Origin of the sequence: Streptacidiphilus sp. ASG 303 (assembly GCF_020991365.1) — a bacterium.
Taxonomy (GTDB): Bacteria; Actinomycetota; Actinomycetes; order Streptomycetales; family Streptomycetaceae; genus Peterkaempfera.
Window position 1 is genome coordinate 26691 of the sequence record NZ_JAJLRA010000017.1, and the last position, 17878, is coordinate 44568.

11 protein-coding genes and 2 pseudogenes are annotated in these 17878 nt (G+C 73.7%); 3 read left to right on the plus strand and 10 right to left on the minus strand.

The features are described 5' to 3' along the window. Positions 1-519 precede the first annotated feature (519 nt). Complete coding sequence (locus tag LO771_RS20265; protein ID WP_230654497.1) at positions 520-1551, plus strand: hypothetical protein; 1032 nt, start codon at positions 520-522, stop codon at positions 1549-1551. Positions 1552-1670: 119 nt separating this feature from the next. Continuing rightward, positions 1671-2545, plus strand: a pseudogene (locus tag LO771_RS20270) (transposase family protein). Positions 2546-2644: 99 nt separating this feature from the next. Here the strand turns inward: LO771_RS20270 and LO771_RS20275 are convergent. The 6 genes and pseudogenes from LO771_RS20275 to nrdR all read right to left on the minus strand — a co-directional run bounded on the left by LO771_RS20275 (position 2645) and on the right by nrdR (position 9268). After that, positions 2645-4201 (minus strand): M48 family metallopeptidase, encoded by a 1557-nt coding sequence (locus LO771_RS20275; RefSeq protein ID WP_230654498.1) that lies wholly within the window; start codon positions 4199-4201, stop codon positions 2645-2647. Positions 4202-4442: 241 nt separating this feature from the next. After that, positions 4443-4865 (minus strand): annotated as a pseudogene (locus LO771_RS20280) (transposase); the annotation flags it as partial. Positions 4866-4868: 3 nt separating this feature from the next. After that, on the minus strand, positions 4869-5150 hold the full coding sequence (locus LO771_RS20285) for a transposase (RefSeq protein WP_230654500.1): 282 nt from the start codon (positions 5148-5150) through the stop codon (positions 4869-4871). Between the two features lie 84 nt (positions 5151-5234). Beyond that, on the minus strand, positions 5235-5552 hold the full coding sequence (locus tag LO771_RS20290; RefSeq protein WP_230654502.1) for a helix-turn-helix domain-containing protein: 318 nt from the start codon (positions 5550-5552) through the stop codon (positions 5235-5237). 235 nt (positions 5553-5787) lie between these two features. Continuing rightward, the gene (locus LO771_RS20295; RefSeq protein ID WP_230654504.1) at positions 5788-8670 is read right to left on the minus strand and encodes a vitamin B12-dependent ribonucleotide reductase; all 2883 of its coding nucleotides are present in this window, start codon (positions 8668-8670) and stop codon (positions 5788-5790) included. 100 nt (positions 8671-8770) lie between these two features. Next, positions 8771-9268 carry a transcriptional regulator NrdR gene (nrdR, locus tag LO771_RS20300; protein WP_230654505.1) on the minus strand — a complete coding sequence of 166 codons (498 nt, stop codon included), beginning with the start codon at positions 9266-9268 and terminating at the stop codon, positions 8771-8773. Positions 9269-10006: 738 nt separating this feature from the next. Here nrdR and lexA point away from each other — a divergent pair. After that, positions 10007-10792: a transcriptional repressor LexA gene (gene lexA / locus LO771_RS20305; RefSeq protein ID WP_230654592.1), complete on the plus strand. Its 786-nt coding sequence runs from the start codon at positions 10007-10009 to the stop codon at positions 10790-10792. A gap of 93 nt (positions 10793-10885) precedes the next feature. Here the strand turns inward: lexA and LO771_RS20310 are convergent, their stop codons facing one another. The 4 genes from LO771_RS20310 to LO771_RS20325 form a co-directional block, all read right to left on the minus strand. Next, positions 10886-13057, minus strand: coding sequence for an ATP-dependent DNA helicase (locus LO771_RS20310; RefSeq protein ID WP_230654507.1), 2172 nt, complete (start codon positions 13055-13057; stop codon positions 10886-10888). A gap of 12 nt (positions 13058-13069) precedes the next feature. Further along, positions 13070-15007 carry an IucA/IucC family siderophore biosynthesis protein gene (locus tag LO771_RS20315; protein WP_230654509.1) on the minus strand — a complete coding sequence of 646 codons (1938 nt, stop codon included), beginning with the start codon at positions 15005-15007 and terminating at the stop codon, positions 13070-13072. Between the two features lie 161 nt (positions 15008-15168). Next, on the minus strand, positions 15169-15882 hold the full coding sequence (locus LO771_RS20320; RefSeq protein ID WP_374228204.1) for a GNAT family N-acetyltransferase: 714 nt from the start codon (positions 15880-15882) through the stop codon (positions 15169-15171). After that, a complete protein-coding gene (locus LO771_RS20325) occupies positions 15840-17864 on the minus strand; it encodes an IucA/IucC family siderophore biosynthesis protein (protein ID WP_230654512.1) in 2025 nt (674 codons plus the stop codon). The genes LO771_RS20320 and LO771_RS20325 overlap by 43 nt, the downstream gene beginning before the upstream one ends. Between the last annotated feature and the right edge of the window lie 14 nt (positions 17865-17878).

The following is a 17878-nucleotide window of genomic DNA, read 5'->3' on the forward strand; positions in this document are numbered from 1 at the left end:
CCCCGTCGGCGCGGGGGTCGCGGCGGACTCCGGCTACCGGTTCTACCGGCTCCCGCCCGCGCCGTCCACGGATTACCCACATTCCGTGCGCGCACCGCCCACGAACGGGTACCGGACCGCCGCTTGCGGCCCCCGCGCGGCAGGGCGCCCCCAGCCCCGGCACGGGGAGGCCGGCGCAGGACGCCGGGCCCCGGCGCCGGGGCCCGGCCGGGGCCGGGAACGGGGGCGGCCCCCGACCGCGGTGGGTCGGGGGGCCGCTCGCACGGGGCCGGACGGCGTCCGGTCCGCGCAGGGGATCGGCTGGACCTGGCCGTCCCGGGGGCGCCCCCGCCTTTCGGCCTCCTCAAGGGGGATCTCTGCGTCCCAGGTCCAAGGGCTCTCCGGCCCGGCTGGAACCACGTCAGGAATCGGCCTCGTGCACCCGCGGTGTGCCCTCGCCCCGGCCCGGCTGTCGATGGATGTGTCATGACGTGGGGATAGAGTCCGCCGATCGCTTGCAGGTGAGTTGAAGGAGCTCAGATGGCGAGGACCACTCCGCCCCGGCCGATCGACGTCGCCACCGTGTTCCCCGAGCTGGGGCCGCTGGCACGGCAGGCCGTTCGCCTGCACCCCCGCCCAGGCCGGCCCACGATCCACGAGAGCTCGGTCGGCGGCCCGCTGCTCTGGCCTGCCGACGAGGACTGGCCCGCATGCAGTGACGAACACGGACACTGGGACCGGCCGGTCTCACTGGAGGACGTCCGCCGGTACCGCGACCTGCTGGAAGCCGCATGGCTCCGGCCGCGGTCCCCGGGGGAGAACCTCCTCACGGCAGAGCAGCGGGCGCACATGGACAAGCTCAGAGAAGGACACCCTCCGCACCACGAGCCGAATCCGCTCCTCCCGGTCGCACAGCTCCACCTGCGCGACATCCCGGGACTCTCCGGGCCCGAGGGAGCAGATGTCCTCCAGATACTGTGGTGCCCGCTCGACCACGCGGAGGGCATACCCGCGGCCCGCCTTTTCTGGCGGGACTCCGCCGACGTCCGCGAGGTGCTCGCCCAGCCGCCCGTCCCGCTCGACGTCGACCACTACGGCAACTACGTGCCCGAGCCCTGCGTGCTGCACCCGGAGGTCGTCACCGAGTACCCGGCGTCCCACGAGCTTCCCGACGAACTCGGCAAACGCCTCAGCGCCTGGGGGCGCAACGCGTGGGCAGGGCTGCACCCGGAGGACGACGGCCACCACGGCAGCACGTACTACCAGGACGAGCACAGCGTTGCCCCCGGCTGGAAGGTCGGCGGGTGGGGCCCGTGGAGCTTCCGCGACCCGTCGCCCATGAACTGCGGGACCTGCGGCTCGGAATGCCGGCCCCTTCTGACCGTCGACTCGGGGGAATGGGACGGCGGAAGCGGCAGCTGGATCCCGCTCGAGGACCGCGACCACACCGGTCCTGTCGGGATCAGGCATCCGTCCAACCCCCCGATGGTCCAGATCGGCCGCGGTTACACCCTGCAGATCTACATCTGCCCCACGTCCTTCGACCATCCCCACCTCGAGACCATGCAGTGAGCCGATTTCAACTTGTCTGAGGGGATGGCCAGTTGGTGCGGGTGCGGGGTCCGGGAAGGGGTGAAGCTCCTGGTAGATCGGTTGTCGACCAAGAGCAACCTGTCCGCCCGGAGCTTCGCATGCTTGTCCACCCATCGGGGATCGATCTGTCCAGCTCGACCCTGCGGTACCTCTCCCGCCTGCTGGCCGCTCGGCGCCGGGAGCTCGGCACGCGGTGGCGCCGGCTCCCCGCGGACCGGCAGGCCCTGCTTGCCCTGGCCCACCTGCGGTGTGGCCACACGCCCCCAGCCTCCGGCCGGGAGGGACCCCAACGCCCGGCTCGCAGCCGGCTTCGGCGTCGGGATCGCCACCGTCCACCGCTCCATGACCGAAGCGGTCGAGGTCCTGGCCGCAGTCGCCCCGGACCTGGCCACGGCCACCCGCACTGCCGCACGCAAGGCGTTCGTCATCCTCGACGGCACCCTGCTGCCCATCGACTGGGGGCACCTCCCGGCCGGAGGCTGGGGGCGATCGCCGCCGACCGGCCGTACTACTCCGGGAAGCACAAGAAGCACGGCATGAACGTGCAGGTCATCGCCGACCCTCCCCCGGCCTGACGGCCGGGAGGTGCCCCCAGGGCGGCTGCTGTGGGCCTCGCCCGCCCTGCCCGGCGCGGTCCACGACATCAGGGCCGCCCGCGCCCACGGCGTCATCGACGCCCTGGCCGAGGCCGGTGTGCGGTGCTGGGCGGACAAGGGGTACCAGGGTGCCGGCGGCACGGTGCGCGTCCCCTACCGCGGCCGCTGGGAGAAGCTCTCCGCGGGCCAGAAGGCCGATGGGGGCACCCCCGGCCTTCGGCCGGGGGTGCCCCCACGCCAGGATCCGCGCGGTCGGCGAACAGGCGATGGCCACCTTGAAGTCCTGGCGCCTGCTACGCAAGCTCCGCTGCAGCACCACCCGCATCACCGACCTGGTCAGGGCCGTCCTCGCCCTTCACCTGGCGACGTCAGGCTGAGGGTGGAAAAGCCTCTGTGTCGTCAGCCCAGTCCCGCGGGCCAGCCGCCGTCCTTGATCAGATGACCACCGCCAAGCCGTCGTCAGGCAGGGCAGCGACTCAGTTCGGCATCGGCTCGGGCTCGGCGCGGACCTCCGGTTCGGCATCTGCCAGCAGCTGGCGCAGGATGGAGGTGTCTGCGGTTCCGGCGTCCACTGCGGCGTCGATGGCCGGCCCGAAGAGCGGGTCGAGTCCCGCGTCCAGAGCTAGTACTTTGCCGCGCCCGACGTCCATACGCCAGCGCCCGCGCCCCCGCTCTACAAGCGAGGAAAGAGAGAGGGAGTACAGCGCGTCGGAGGCGGCAGCGACCTTCATGGTCCGGCTCGCGGGGGCCGACACGACAATGACCGATCCCTGGTGAGGGATCCAGTCCACGAGCTCGGACCAGCGCCCCGCGTCGACGGCATCGAGTATTTCATCGAGGCCGGACCTGCGCCGCAGCACCGCAGAGGCAGAGCGCAGCAAGGGCTCGCCTTCCGAAAACAGTTCGGCCTGGCCGACCGCGGCAGCGAGGACATCCCAAGGCACCTCGCGCCGTTCCCCTGCACCTGGCCTGGCCAGTGCGGTCCGGCCGCCCAATGCGTCCGCCTCCCGCAGCAGTCCGTACGCCGAAGCGGTGGCGCCGTCCACTGCCCGGCCGGCGTTCTCGGCCTCGGCCTCGGGCAGCGCCTCGATCAGCGCGATGCGCTCCTCGATCGGTGGATGCGAGTCGTACAGCGAGACCTTCTCACGCGGCGGGTCGACAAGCATCCGCTCCGCCTCGCGTCGCCACGTCTCGGTACCAAGGAAGCGCCGGAACCTCGGCAGCATGTCCTCGGCCGGCGGTCGGAGCCCCAATGTCCAGCCGATCCCCGACTGCTGTTCGGTGTAACGGCCGTGCGCCGCATCGAGCGCCCGCACCTGCCGCAGCGCCGACACCGCGGCGGCCCGGCCCGCGATCCGCACGGAGGCGCGGTCGGCCGCGACCTCCTGAGCCCGCGAACTCGCCTGACTGACGCTCAGGCACATGCGGGCGTAGCGGGCGAAACCGCGGCCGATGCCGTGCCCGAAGCCCTGCGCGTCCCCGTAACGGGCCACGATCTGCCGGAGCCCGGCACGGTTGCGCGCGGTGAGGGCGGCCAGCCGGGTGTCGAAGTGGGCGTAGTGGCCGAGCTCGTGGGCCAGCACCGAGTCCAACTCCGCCGTCGTCAGTCCAGCCAACAGTGGCAGACCGAGCACCATCCGCCGTCTTCCGGGGATCAGACCCAGCAGCCAGGAACTCTGCCACACCGCGGCCTCGACCTCGTCGACAAGCCAGAGCTCGGCCGGTGGACGAGTTCCGACGGCCCCGGCAACCCGGTGGACACGCTGCCACAACTCCGGCTGCTCCTCCGCGGACACGCGGACCCCGTCGGGACAGCGCCGGTTGCCGCGGGCGACAAACAGCCCCCGCACCAGGGGGTAGCAGAGCAGCGCGCTGAATCCCCAGATCTGCAACGGCGAGGGGCCGCCACTGCGGAGCCACACCTGGGTGAGCACCACGTTCACCGTGACGATGACCGCGAGCGCGCCCACGGTGAGGGTGTAGAAGCCCAGCAGCAGGGCGAGAGCCTGGGCTGTACGCAGGGACGTGCGCATGAACAGTCCCCCTGGGGTAGCTCGTGGATCAATGAGAAAGGTGATGCTAGCGATGCCCGGGCGTCCGCGCCGCCGAGTTCCGTTCGCCTCCAGTCTCGATCTTTCGTGACGGCCCGTCGGTTCCCGGTGGGCGGCTTCGGCTGTTCGGCTTGGTGCCGGGTATGGCTGTGGCGTCGGGTGGGCGCCGGGTTCCACTGCTCCGGTCGCGGGGTGGTTCGTAGGGGCAGGTCGTCCTCGCTGCTCAGCCTGGTTTCGAGAGGGCTTGGAGTCGCTCGGACGCGGTGGTGACCACCTGGGTCCAAGGCCAGTGGCGGGCAAGGCGGCGGCAGCTGCCGGTGGTGACGGGCTGGGCCACGGCGGGGAACAACCGCAGCCGCAGGCGCTTGGACTCCCGGCCTCGGACGGCCCCGTCCAGGGCGAGCATGGACATCCAGGCCGGCAGGTCCAGGGCGAGCTGGACGATCTCCGAGCAGATGCGATTCTGCGCGGCGTCAGCCAGGGGCAGGTTCCGCAGGCCGGTGTCGCGGGCCGCCCAGATGCGGTCCTCAGTGCAGGCCCGCCGACGGTGCCGCAATTCCGCGCCTGCGATCGGGATGTCGACGCCGTTGGTCGCGGAGCAGACGATGCGCATGCCGTCGGCTTCGGTGATGAGCAACCGTGTCCCGCGTCAAGCAGTTGGCAGGTTCTCGGGCTCGGGAAAGTTGGGGACGAGGGGGTCGGCCAGTCCGAGGTGGACGTCGTGGGGCCGGTTCCAGGCGAGTGCCTCGTGCGGGCGGGCGGCGTTGTACTCGATCCGGTAGTCCTCGGCGTGGCGGACCAGGTCGAGGGCGTCGGGGATCTCCCCCAGGAACAGCTTCTCGTACTTCAACGAGCCGAAGCCGCGCTCGCGTGAGCCGTTCCCGGGCCGGACGCGGCCACGGTCGCCGCGCTTGGGCACCCTGCCTGGCACGGGCCTGGTGGCGGCGCCAGGTCCGTTCGGGCACACCGGTCAGACGACAGAACCTCGCGGTCGGCATGCCCGCCTCCGTGCGGATCACCTCGAGGTCCGCGACGGGCCCAGACGGCCCTCGGCGGACTTCTCACACACCCGCAGCTCGACCGCGGCCTCACCGAGCACCTGAGTCAGGTCGGCGACCTGCACCTCCACCTGATGTTCGCGGCTGACGGGACCGGTCTTGCCCGCCGCCAGCCCTGAACGGCCGGACTCCAGGAACCGGCGCTTCCCGTTCCCGACGGACTGCTCGGAGACCTTCGCCCGACGGGCGGCCTCCGCCACGGTCATCTCACCGGCCAGGATCGACAGCACGATCCGGACCTTCTCCTCCGGCGGCACAGACGGCGGCCTCACCATGATCGATCAGACTCCTTCACCGCCGGCAGGACCCACAAGAAACAGGTCCGGCCACAGAGTCTGACGCGCGACAGCCAGACCCTCACCGCACATGCCATGCCGTCTCCAGACCAGTGTGTCCCCCCGGAGCGGGTGCTCCGGGGGGACACACTGGTTGGTCACACTGCCGTCAGTCGGCGTTTCGCCTGCAGCTCCTCCAACGGGCGACGAGGGGACACGGCAAGGATGGTCATTTTCAGCTGCAGCCGCTGGTCGAGCCGCAGCCCTCGCAGAGGTAGCAGGAGCCGGCGCGGCGCATCTTCGTGCCGCAGGAGAAGCAGAGCGGGGCGTCGGCGTTCAGGCCCTGCTGCGCCTCGACCAGCTCCGTGGAGGAGTGGACCTGCACCGGCACCGGCTGGGCGGCCGCCCGGGGCGTGGCGGGCACGTCGGCGGGCCGGGACTTCTCCCGGGGCGCGGACTGGGCCAGGCCCTCGACGTCCACGTCCTCCTCCTCGGCCGGCTCGTAGGAGCCGGTCTCCAGGTGCCGCTGGCGCTCCTCGGCGGAGTGGATGCCGAGGGCGGAGCGGGTCTCGAAGGGCAGGAAGTCCAGCGCGAGGCGGCGGAAGATGTAGTCGACGATCGACTGCGCCATCCGCACGTCCGGGTCGTCGGTCAGGCCGGCCGGCTCGAACCGCATGTTGGTGAACTTGGAGACGTAGGTCTCCAGCGGGACCCCGTACTGCATGCCGACGGAGACGGCGATGGAGAAGGCGTCCATCATGCCCGCGAGGGTCGAGCCCTGCTTGGACATCTTGAGGAAGACCTCGCCGAGGCCGTCGTCCGGGTAGGAGTTGGCCGTCATGTAGCCCTCGGCACCGCCCACCGTGAAGGAGGTGGTGATCCCCGGGCGCCCCTTCGGGAGGCGCTTGCGGACCGGGCGGTACTCGACGACCTTCTCGACCGCGGCGGCCGGCTTCTCGGCGGCCTTCGCGTCGCTGCCCTTGGTCTTGGCCGAGAGGGGCTGGCCGACCTTGCAGTTGTCGCGGTAGATGGCGAGCGCCTTGACGCCGAGCTTCCACGCCTCGAAGTAGATCTCCTCGACCTCTTCGACGGTGGCGCTCTCCGGCATGTTGACGGTCTTGCTGATGGCGCCGGAGATCCACGGCTGGATCGCGGACATCATCCGGACGTGGCCCATCGGGGAGATGGCGCGCTCGCCCATGGCGCAGTCGAAGACCTCGTAGTGCTCGGGCTTGAGGCCCGGGGCGTCGACGACGTTGCCGTGCTCGGCGATGTGGGCGACGATCGCCTCGACCTGCTCGGGGTGGTAGCCGAGGCGGGCCAGGGCGCGCGGGACCGTGTTGTTCACGATCTGCATCGAGCCGCCGCCGACGAGCTTCTTGAACTTGACCAGGGCCAGGTCGGGCTCGACGCCGGTGGTGTCGCAGTCCATCATCAGGCCGATGGTGCCGGTGGGGGCGAGCACGGACGCCTGGGCGTTGCGGAAGCCGTTCTCGGCGCCGAGGCGCAGGACGTCCTGCCAGGCCTCGGTGGCGGCGGCCCAGACGGGGGTGTCCAGGTCGTCCATGCGGGTGGCCGCGGTGTTGGCCTCGGCGTGCTGGCGCATGACCCGCTGGTGCGGCTCGGCGTTGCGGGCGTAGCCGTCGTAGGGGCCGACGATGGCGGCGAGCTCCGCGGAGCGGCGGTAGGCGGTGCCGGTCATCAGCGAGGTGATGGCGCCGGCCAGGGCGCGGCCGCCCTCGGAGTCGTAGGCGTGGCCGGTGGCCATGAGCAGGGCGCCGAGGTTGGCGTAGCCGATGCCGAGCTGGCGGAAGGCGCGGGTGGTCTCGCCGATCTTCTCGGTGGGGAAGTCGGCGAAGCAGATGGAGATGTCCATCGCGGTGATGACGAGCTCGACGACCTTGGCGAAGCGCTCGGCGTCGAACGTGTCGTCGTCGCGGAGGAACTTCATCAGGTTGAGCGAGGCGAGGTTGCACGAGGAGTTGTCCAGGTGCATGTACTCGCTGCAGGGGTTGGACGCGTTGATGCGGCCGGACTCCGGGCAGGTGTGCCAGTGGTTGATCACGGAGTCGTACTGGATGCCCGGGTCGGCGCAGGCCCAGGCGGCCTCGGCCATCTTGCGGAAGAGCTTCTTGGCGTCGACGGTCTCGATGACCTCGCCGGTGAGGCGGGCGCGCAGGCCGAACTCGCCGCCGGTCTCGACGGCCTTCATGAACTCGTCGGAGACGCGGACCGAGTTGTTGGCGTTCTGGTACTGGACGGACGTGATGTCGTCGCCGCCGAGGTCCATGTCGAAGCCCGCGTCGCGCAGCGCGCGGATCTTCTCCTCCTCCTTCACCTTGGTCTCGATGAAGGCCTCGACGTCGGGGTGGTCGACGTCCAGCACGACCATCTTGGCCGCGCGGCGGGTGGCGCCGCCGGACTTGATGGTGCCGGCGGAGGCGTCGGCGCCGCGCATGAAGGAGACGGGGCCGGAGGCGTTGCCGCCGGAGGTGAGGAGCTCCTTGCTGGAGCGGATGCGGGAGAGGTTCAGGCCGGCGCCGGAGCCGCCCTTGAAGATCATGCCCTCTTCCTTGTACCAGTCGAGGATCGACTCCATGGAGTCGTCGACGGCCAGGATGAAGCAGGCGCTGACCTGCTGGGGCTGGGGGGTGCCGACGTTGAACCAGACCGGCGAGTTGAAGCTGAAGACCTGGTGGAGGAGGGCGTAGGTCAGCTCGTGCTCGAAGATCTCGGCGTCGGCGGGGGTGGCGAAGTAGCCGTTCTCCTCGCCGGCGGCGCGGTAGGTCCTCACCACGCGGTCGATGATCTGCTTGAGGCTCCACTCCCGCTGCGGGGTGCCGACGGCGCCGCGGAAGTACTTGCTGGTGACGATGTTGACCGCGTTGACGGACCAGGAGTCGGGGAACTCCACGCCGCGCTGCTCGAAGTTGACCGAGCCGTCACGCCAGTTGGTCATGACGACGTCCCGGCGCTCCCAGGTCACCTCGTCGTAGGGGTGGACGCCCGGGGTGGTGTGGATGCGCTCGACCCGCAGGCCCCGGCCGGGCCTGGCGGCGCCCTTGCCGGTGCCCTTGGCGCGTGAACCGCGTGCGGAGCCGCTCGTCGTCTCGGTCACTTCTCCTCCTCCTGGGCAAACGCCCTGCGTGCCCCGCAGCTTCCCGGGGCACTGCCTCTCGCATCAGGTGGGCCCGCACGGGGCCGGGGGCGCCCTGGGGTCAGGGCGCGGGGGCGGGGGCGGGCACGGGGGCGCCCTCCTCCGCCGCGGGGGGCCGCTCGTCGCGGAGTTCCGCGATGGCGGCCTCGAAGTCCTCGAGGGAGTCGTACGCCCGGTACACCGAGGCGAACCTCAGGTAGGCGACGACGTCCAGCTCCTTCAGCGGGCCGAGTATGGCCAGTCCCACGTCGTGGGTGGACAGTTCGGCACTGCCGCTGGAGCGCACGCACTCCTCGACCCGCTGCCCGAGGAGCGCCAGGGCGTCCTCGGTGACGGGGCGCCCCTGGCACGCCTTGCGGACACCGGAGATGACCTTGTCGCGGCTGAAGGGCTCGGTGACCCCGCTCCGCTTGATCACCATCAGGGTCGCGGTCTCCACGGTGGTGAAGCGCCGGTTGCAGTCGGGGCACTGCCGGCGCCGCCGGATGGCGGTGCCGTCGTCGGTGGTGCGGCTGTCGACCACACGGCTGTCGGAGTGCCTGCAGAAGGGGCAGTGCACGGGGGCTCCCTTCCTTCGTCAGCGGGCATCACCGACACCGGGAGGACGGGTGACGACCCCCCGGAGCAGCGACAAGTGTAGGCGACGCCCGGAGGGCGTGATCCCCGGGGGACCACAACCTGTGGGCTCGGGCATCACTCTAGCCACAAGATGTGGTGTCCGCTGCACGCGTACGGGTGGCGTGTCGGTAGCGCCCGGTTCACCGCCCGCAATCGGCGCTGGTCAGCGCCGAGCGGTCGCCGGGGGCCCGCGGGGCCCGCGGGGAAGGTCACCCGGACGGCCGCCCGGAGGGGCGCGCCGGGCATGCGCGGGGACCGGCGGGAGGGGCCTGACGGAGGGGCCGCGGGGGCGGGGACACCCCTTCCGGGCGGCGCCCGGAGGGGTGACGCGGACGGGTGGCGCGGACGGGTGTCGCGGAAAGGCGTCCCGGTCCGCCCCGGAGGGAAAGCACGGGCGCCGCGGCGGAGGGGGCGCACGGGCGCCGCGGCGGAGGGGCTGCGGTGCACGGCCCGGGGCCACTAGACTGATCACGTCGAACACGTGCTCGTATAGCCCCTTACACCGAAATGCTTGATCAAGTCAGCCGACTCGCTGTAAATTCACTCGAACGTGTGTTTGGCGCAACCTTTCGATAGGAACTACCGTTGGCCTGTTCAGGGAGAACTTCCGTCGAGAGGGGCCGCCGTGACCACCGCAGAAAGCAGCACCGTCCCGGTGCAGGAACGCTCCCAGAAATCCATGGACCAGAATCAGGAAGACCGCCGCGCCGCCGGATCGGGCCTCGTTCCCGACCAGCCCGTCGAGCACGCCGCCGCACAGGACGCCGCGCTGCCGGGCGGCCATGACGTCCCCACCCGGTCGCTTCCGGGCCGGCCGCCCGGAATCCGCACCGACGAATCGGGCCTGACCGACCGCCAGCGCCGGGTGATCGAGGTGATCCGGGATTCCGTCCAGCGCCGCGGATATCCGCCCAGCATGCGGGAGATCGGCCAGGCCGTCGGGCTCTCCAGCACCTCGTCGGTCGCCCACCAGCTCATGGCGCTGGAGCGCAAGGGGTTCCTGCGCCGCGACCCGCACCGCCCCCGCGCCTACGAGGTGCGCGGCGTCGAGGTGGCCCGGCCGAACACCGCGGACAACGCGGGCCGCCCGTCCACCTCGTACGTGCCGCTGGTCGGCCGGATCGCCGCCGGCGGCCCCATCCTCGCGGAGCAGACGGTCGAGGACGTCTTCCCGCTGCCCCGCCAGCTGGTCGGCGACGGGGAGCTGTTCGCCCTCAAGGTGAGCGGCGACTCGATGATCGAGGCCGCCATCTGCGACGGCGACTGGGTCACCGTGCGCCGCCAGCCGGTCGCCGAGAACGGCGACATCGTCGCGGCGATGATCGACGGCGAGGCCACCGTGAAGCGCCTCAAGCGCGAGGACGGCCACATCTGGCTCCTGCCGCACAACGCCGCCTACGAGCCGATTCCCGGCGACAGCGCGACCATTCTCGGCAAGGTCGTGGCGGTCCTGCGCCGTATCTGAGACGACCCGTCCGGCCGCCCGCGGAGCCGCGCGCCCTCTCCTCCGAGAGCAGGGCACGCGGCTCCGGCCTTTCCGCCGTTCGGCCTGGCCCGGCTATTTCCGCTTCGCGACCGCCCGGGGCGGGGGCGCGGAGGAATTGACGGCCGCCAGGGAGCGCCGCACCTGATTGCGGTCGGTGGTGTACCAGAAGTCCGGCATGGAGGAGCGGAAGAATCCGCCGTACCGCGCCGTCGCAAGCCGCGGGTCGAGGACGGCGACCACTCCCCTGTCGTCGGCCGCCCGCACCAGCCGGCCCGCGCCCTGGGCCATCAGCAGCGCCGCGTGCGTGGCCGCGACCGCCATGAAGCCGTTGCCGCCGGCCTCCTCCACGGCCTTCTGCCGGGCGCTCATCAGCGGGTCGTCCGGCCGAGGGAAGGGGATCCTGTCCATGACCACCAGCTGGCACGCGGAGCCGGGCACGTCCACCCCCTGCCAGAGCGAGAGGGTGCCGAAGAGGCAGGTCTCCGCGTCGGAGGCGAAGGCCCGGATGAGCTCGCCCAGGGTGTCCTCGCCCTGGAGCAGGATCGGGTGGTCCAGCCGCTCCCGGAGCGCCTCCGCCGCCGCCTGGGCGGCACGCATGGAGGAGAAGAGGCCGAGGGTGCGGCCGCCGGCCGCGCCGATGAGGTCGGCCAGCTCGTCCAGCATCTCCGGCCGGTCGGGCTCGCGGCCCGGCGGCGGAAGGTGCCTCGCCACGTATAGGATGCCCTGCTTGGGATAGGAGAACGGCGAGCCCACGTCGAGCCCGCGCCAGACCGGCGGGGCGCCCTCCCCGCGCTCCCGCTCCGGCTCGTCCGTGCCGCGCTCCTCCGGCAGGCGGCCCTCCGGCGGCAGGCCGACCGAGGCCGCGACCCCGCCGAAGTCGCCGCCGAGCTTGAGGGTGGCCGAGGTCAGCACCACGGAGCGCTCGGCGTAGAGGTTCTCCCGCAGCAGGCCCGAGACGGTGAGCGGGGCGACCCGCAGCGAGGCGGCGCCCATCCCGAAGCGGTCGCTGCGCTCGATCCAGACCACGTCGTAGGGCGACTCCTCCAGGAGGCGGTCCGCGGTCTCGTGCAGGGACTCGGCGGAGGCCAGGGTCTGCTTGCGCACGGCGTCCTCGTCGGAGACGCCCTTGTCCCGGACCTCGCCGAGCGAGGTGATGACCGCCCGGCACGCCTCCCGGATCGCCGCCACCGCGTAGGCGAGGTTCTCCGGCAGCTCCTCCACCCGGCCGGGCTGGGCGACCTCCATCAGGCCGTGGTAGTTCTCCGCGGCCGCCTGGAGGGCGTCCACGGCCTTCTCGTTGGCGAGCCGGGCGGCCCGCTTGACCGTGCGGTTGACGGCGGCCGCGGTGAGCTCCGCGGTGGCGACGCCGGTGACCCGGGAGACCAGCTCGTGGGCCTCGTCGACGATGAGCAGCTCGTGCTCGGGGAGGATGGGGGCGCCCTCGATGGAGTCGATGGCCAGCAGCGCGTGGTTGGTGACCACCACGTCGGCCGCCTTGGCCCGCTCGCGGGCCTTCTCCGCGAAGCAGTCCTGGCCGTAGGGGCAGCGCGACGCGCCCAGGCACTCCTTGGAGGTGACCGCCATCTGCGCCCACGCCTTGTCGGAGACGCCGGGGGTGAGGTCGTCCCGGTCGCCGGTCTCCGTCTCGTCCGCCCAGTCGCGCAGCCGCAGGATGTCCTTCCCCAGCTTGCTGCTGGGCCCGCCCAGGGCCTCCGCCGGGTCGAAGAGGCCCTCGCCCTCGTCGCTGGGGGTGCCCTCGTTGGCACGGTGCAGGCAGAGGTAGTTGGAGCGGCCCTTGAGCATCGCGAACTGCGGCGTGCGCCGCAGCAGCGGGCGCAGCGCCTCCACGGTCCGCGGGAGGTCCCGCTCGACCAGCTGGCGCTGGAGCGCGAGGGTCGCCGTGGCGACGACGACCCGGTCCCCGTGCGCCAGGGCGGGCACCAGGTAGGCGAGGGACTTGCCGGTGCCGGTGCCGGCCTGGACCAGCAGGTGCTCGCCGGTGGCGACCGCGTCGGCGACGGCCTCGGCCATCCGCACCTGGCCGGGGCGCTCCACGCCGCCGACGGCGGTGACCGCGGCGTGGAGGAGCTCCCGGACGCGGGCGCGCTCGGCGTCGGGCACGGCGTGGACGGAGGCGTCGTCCGCGACGGGCGGGACGGCTCCGCCGTCCGCCGGGTCGGGGGCGTCGGCCCGGGGACCGGGGGTCTGCGGGCCCGGCGTCGGGGTGGAGGTGTCGTTCGTCATGGCGCGACCAGACTACGGGGCGCCGCCGACAGCGGGGCGGCCCCCGGCGGACCGGGCGGGCGCGGCCGGGCGCGCGGACAGGTGCGGGGCCGGCGGTGCGGGGCGGTGCAGCGGGTTGGGCACGGTGCCGTGGACGGCGGCGTGCGGCCGCTGCGGGCGGTCGCGGTAGCCGTCGAGCAGCAGGCGGTTGCGGTTGAGGCAGAGCCGTTCGATGCGGGGGGTGAGCAGGTCGAAGAGGGCGAATCGGTCGGCCGCGCCGGGGAAGCGCCGCTGGTACGCGAGGACCTCCTCGCGGACCATGCCCCAGAACTCCTCCTCGGGCACGCCGAGGTGGGCCTCCACCAGGGGGGCGAGGTAGCGGTAGACGCCGACGAAGAGCCCGGAGTGGATGAACTGGCAGAGGAAGTCGGGGCGTTCGCGCAGCAGCACGGCGGCGACGTCGGCGGGCATGTCCGCGAGCTCCGGCAGCGGCCGGTCGCTGACGTTGACGTCGTCGACGAAGTCCTTGACCGCGAGGCGCACCGGGACGTCGCGCTCGTCGAAGAGCACGACGGCGTTCTCGCCGTGCGGGGAGAAGACGGTGCCGTACCGGTAGAGGAAGTGCAGCAGGGGCGGCAGCATCACGGCGAACAGGCGGCGCAGCCAGTCCCGGGCGGCGAGGCCGGAGCGGGCGACCAGCTCGGCGGTGAGCGGGCGGCCGTCGCAGCCGGTCTGCAGGAGCGCGGCCAGGGTGCGGGCGCGCTCGCCCGGGGCCAGGTGGCGGGTGAGCGGCTCGCGCCAGATCGCGCCGAGGAGCTCCTTGTACTGGTAGGGCGCCTCGGGGAGGTCGCCGTACACCGGGTGCTCCACGGTGACGGAGGCGACCTCGCCGAGCAGGACGACCCGGCACTCGTCGCGCAGGAAGGGGTCGCGGTCGCGCAGGGAGTGGACCCAGGCGGTCACGGCGGGGGCCGCGAGGGTCCGCTCGGTGGGCAGGCCGCGCCACACCAGCGTGTTGAGGATGGAGAGCGGGAGCTTGACGTGGTGCCGGTCGGGCCGGCTGGCGTTGAGGAAGGTGCGGATGGACTGCTGGGGCAGCCGGAGGTCGTTGTCGGTGGTGAGGGGGATGATGTCCCCGGCGGCGATCGAGGGCGCGAAGAGGGGGACGACGGTCTCGTCCCACTGCCAGGGGTGGACGGGCAGGAGCAGGTGGTCGTCGGGGTCGGCGCCGCGGGCGAGGAGGGCCCGCCGGAAGGCCTCGCGGACGTCGGGGTCGAGCTCCGCGTCGTAGAGGCGGTCGGGGGTGTCGAGGCCCGCGGTGCCCCGGTAGGCGGCGAGGCGGGTGTGGACGGCGATCCACGGGAGGCGCTGGGGGTTGCGGGACTCGGGGGCCCAGCGGGCGGTGTCGGCGGCGGAGAAGCCGAGGCGGCCCTTGCTGGGGACGATCCAGGGGTGGCCGGTCTGACGGCCCTCCAGGTCGGCGTGGTCCAGGTCGGCGAGCCGGGCGGCGGTGAGGGGGTGGGCGGCGTGGTGGGCGTCGGCGGTCAGGGTGGCGGTGAGCTCGCGGACGAGGTGGCCCGCGGTGTCGCCGCTGATGCCGAGTGCGTGGCGGGCCGCGTGGAGGAGCCGGACCGGGTCGGGGTCGGCGCCGTCCGGCGCGGTGACGCTCTCCGGGTCGACCCGCCAGCTCCCGTAGGCGCCGCGGCGGGCGGTGAAGCGGTAGTCGCCGCCGGGGAGGGCGAGCCGGTAGGGCAGGGCGGGGGCACCGGGGGGTGCGGCAGGGGTGCCGGGGGACGCGGCGGGGGTGCCGGGGGCGAGGGGCTGCGGGGCGAACAGCTCCTCGTAGCTGAACTCGGCGATCATCTTGGCCGCCAGGCCGCGGCAGGCCTGCCGCCAGGGCCCGGGGGCGAGGTGCGGGGGGAGGTGGAGGGGGCCTTCGGGGGCGGAGGGACGGGCAGGGGACTTCTGCACGGTGGGCTCCTGGTCGGGGACCGGGGGTGCGGGGACGGTGGTCCGGGGTGGGGGCCGCCGGCCGTGGACGGTGGTCCGGTCGGCCGCGGGGCACGGGAAGGGCTGCGGGTGCGGGTGCGGGTGCGGGCGGGGACGGCGGACGGGAGGACCGCCGGGGGCGGTCAGGGGGGATCCGCCGGGGAGCGGCGGACGGGCGGAGCCGGCGGGGTCGGCTGCGGGGAGCGGTCGCGGACCATGAGGGCGGCGCGCTTCCCCGGGAGGTCCAGGTCGGCGGTCCGGCGGAAGCCCGCGGCGCGGAAGGCGGCGACGGAGGCGGCGTTGCGGACGTCCGGCTCGGCGACGACCCGGGTGCAGTGCGGCAGGGCCCGCAGGACGAGGTCGGCGACCGCCCCGATCAGGAGGCCGCCCAGCCCCCTGCCGCGGGTGTCGGCGGGACCGAGGAGGAGGTGGACGCCGGTGTCGTGGGGCCGGGCCGGGTAGTGCAGGGCCAGCGGGTCGAGGTCGGCCCGGTAGAGCTCCCAGTAGCTCACGGGCCGCCCGTCGAGGACGCCGACGCAGGGGACGCTGCGCCCGTCGCCGGCGAGCTGGGCGCCGACGTGGTCGGCGGTGGTCCCCGGGGGGCCGTCGAGCTCCCAGAAGGCGGCGACCGCCGGGTCGTTCATCCACGCGGCGAGCATCGGGAGGTCGTCGGGCAGGCGGACCGGGCGGAGGCGGAACCGGCCCGCCGGGGTGTCCGCGGCGGGCAGGCGCCCGAGGTCGCCGAGCAGTCCCCCGGGCGGGGCGTCCCCCGGTGCCCGGGTCCGGGTGCCCTCCGGCGCTCCGGACGGGACGGTCATGCCGGGCCGCCGGGGAGGAGGTCCGGGGTGCCCGCCCAGGCCACCGGGTTGGGGACGGTGACGTAGACGGACTGGGTCTCGACCGGCCCGACCAGTTCGTCCATGCCCCGCAGCCGGGTGAGGAGGTTGGCCTTGCAGCGCAGTGTCGGGGAGTCCAGCAGCCGTGCGGGGAGGGTGGAGCCGGTGGCGGCGGTGCGGTCGGCGGCGAGGAAGCGGCGCAGGGCGGCGAGGAGGAGGCGCTCGTCGGCGAGCCGCTGGGAGCCGAACGCGCCGACCAGGCCGAGGAGGTGGTTGATGCCCAGGTAGTAGGCGAAGCGCTCGTCGGCGACCCGGTCGTCGACGAAGGTGTCGCTCCGGGTGCCGATGCCCGGCAGGCGGGCGTCCAGGGCATCGGCACGGGAGCTGCGGAAGTAGTACCCCTGGTTGTCGCGGTAGCGGCCGCCGGCGGGCCAGCCGTCGGCGTCGAGGAGCACCAGGCTGTTCTGCTGGTGGGCCTCCAGGGCCACCCCGGCGCGTCCGTCGAGCCAGAGCACCGGCAGGACGGCGGCGTCGAGGTAGCGCAGGAACCACTCGGCGGCGACGGTGGCGAGCGGGCGGCCGGTGCGGCGGGCGAGGCCGTGCAGCAGGTCGGCGAGGAGGGAGGGGGCGGCGGGGCGCCCGGGTGCGGCGGGGTCGGGCAGCGGCCGCTCGGCGACCAGGCCCGCGACGCACAGCACTCGGTCGGCGGGGCCGAAGGGCTGGAGGCGGACGGCGGTGTCGAGGCCGCCGGCGGTGCCGGGCGGCAGGCCGGGGATGTCCACGCCCAGCCAGGCCGGGTCGCGGACGATGTCGTAGCAGGGGTGGTGGGCGTGCCACTCCGCGGCGAGTCCGCTCTCCAGCAGGCGGTGGACCTCCACCCCCCGGTGGAGCTCCTTGCGCAGGTTCTCCCGGCGGGAGTTGGTGATCCGCAGGCCGAGGGAGAGCTTGAGCATCCAGGGGGTGCCGGGGCGGCAGACGGTGCGGACGGAGGAGGTGGGGTACCAGGGGTCACCGTGCGCGCCGAGGTCGTGCAGGCGGCCCTCGTCGAGCAGGGCGCGGACGGCGGGACGCAGCGCCAGGTCCTTCGCCTGCCAGGGGTGCAGGGGCAGGGCGACGGTGCCCGGGGGCAGGACCGCGGCGCCGCCGAGCAGGTCCTCGGCGATGCGGGCCGCCGGGACGGCCAGGGCGGAGTCGGCGGCCGCCAGGTCGCGGTCGGCGGCGAACCAGTGGAGGCGGAAGGATCCCCGCAGCTCCGGGGAGTAGGCGTCGGCCTCCGCCCCCCCGATGCCCTCGCGGCTCTTGGGGGTGGGGTGGAGGGGGTGCCCCAGCAGCAGTGCCTGCTCGCCCTCCAGGAAGGGGAGGGGCGGGCGGGCCGCCGCGGCGGGCTCGGAGCGGCGGTGGGCGAGGAAGCGGGCGGTGCGGCGGACCGAGTCGGCGACGCGGCCCGCGAGGTCGGCGATGTCCGCGGCGGAGGCGGGGCCGGCCTCCCGGGTGAGCAGGGCGGCGGCGGTGACGGCGTCGACCGGTACGGCGTCCCGTGGGGCTCCGGCGGGGGCACCGCCGTCCCGGTGGCCCTCGTGCTCCGCGGCCGGGGCGAGCAGGGCGGGGCCGAAGCGGTGCCAGCCGGCGGCCGACCAGTGGCGGACCGGCGCGGTCAGGCGGGCGGCGCCGGCCGCGACCGGGATGCGGAGGACGCCGTCGGGCGGCGGGGCGACGCCGGTCTCGCGGACCCAGCAGCGCAGCAGGCTCTCGAGTGCGGCGTGGTCGGCGGCGAGGTCCGGGTCCGGGTGGAGCAGCGGGTCCGGCCCGGGGGGCTCGGCGGGCCCGTCGGCCGGGGCGCGGCCGCCCGGTCCGGCGGAACCGTCCGGCCGGGCGGCTGCGGCGGCCCGCCAGGGGGCGGCCGCCGGGTCTGGACCGGCGGCCCGGACGGGGTCGGCGGCCTGGACGGGGTCGGCGGCCTGGACGGGGACGATGGTGCTCGGGCCGGTGAGGGCGGGGTCCACGGGCGCCTCCTGCT